The sequence below is a fragment of the Bacillus sp. LR--39 genome (assembly GCF_053613335.1).
In genome coordinates this window covers 1-821 of record NZ_JBSIOT010000641.1, presented here as the reverse complement: position 1 = coordinate 821, position 821 = coordinate 1, and the positions used below count along the sequence as shown (strand labels likewise).

Genomic DNA, 821 nt, shown 5'->3' with positions numbered 1-821 from the left:
TTCTCCTCAATTCCTGAAATCTATTCCATAGTATCTCAAAACCTCGCCCGGAACGCAATTTTTCTTTTTCTTTCCTATACCTTTCAACATTCCGAATCCTCCTTTATAATCAAAAGGGTGAATATTACACGCCGATTGTGCGTGTTTGATAACGATAGAGGTGTAAACATGAGTATTTTATCTGTAAAGGATTTAAGCCACGGCTTCGGGGACCGGGCCATTTTTAATAACGTTTCCTTCCGCCTGTTAAAAGGCGAGCACGTCGGCTTGATCGGCGCAAACGGTGAAGGAAAATCAACCTTCATGAATATTATTACCGGAAAGCTTGAACCTGATGAGGGAAAAGTCGAATGGTCAAAAAATGTCCGTGTCGGATACCTTGATCAGCATACCGTGCTGGAAAAAGGAAAATCTATTCGCGACGTCCTGAAAGACGCGTTCCATTATTTATTTGCGATGGAAGAGGAAATGAATGAGATTTACAACAAAATGGGCGAGGCTGATCCCGACGAGCTCGAGAAGCTGCTTGAAGAAGTCGGCGTCATTCAAGACGCGCTGACAAACAATGATTTTTATGTCATTGATTCAAAGGTGGAAGAAATCGCCCGCGGTCTCGGTTTGAGCGATATCGGATTAGAGCGAGATGTCACCGATTTGAGCGGCGGACAGCGCACAAAGGTCCTTCTCGGTGAGCTGCTCCTTGAAAAGCCGGAAATTCTGGTTCTCGATGAGCGGACCAACTATCTTGATGAACAGCATATTGAATGGCTGAAGCGCTACCTGCAGGAATACGAGAACGCGTTCATTCTGATTTCCCACGA

1 protein-coding gene is annotated in these 821 nt (G+C 45.1%); it reads left to right on the top strand.

Annotation, left to right across the window (positions count from 1 at the left end; genetic code table 11):
• Positions 1–168 precede the first annotated feature (168 nt).
• Positions 169–821: ATP-binding cassette domain-containing protein (locus ACWHAR_RS25515; RefSeq protein WP_452088239.1), on the top strand; the 653-nt coding region annotated here is incomplete at its 3' end.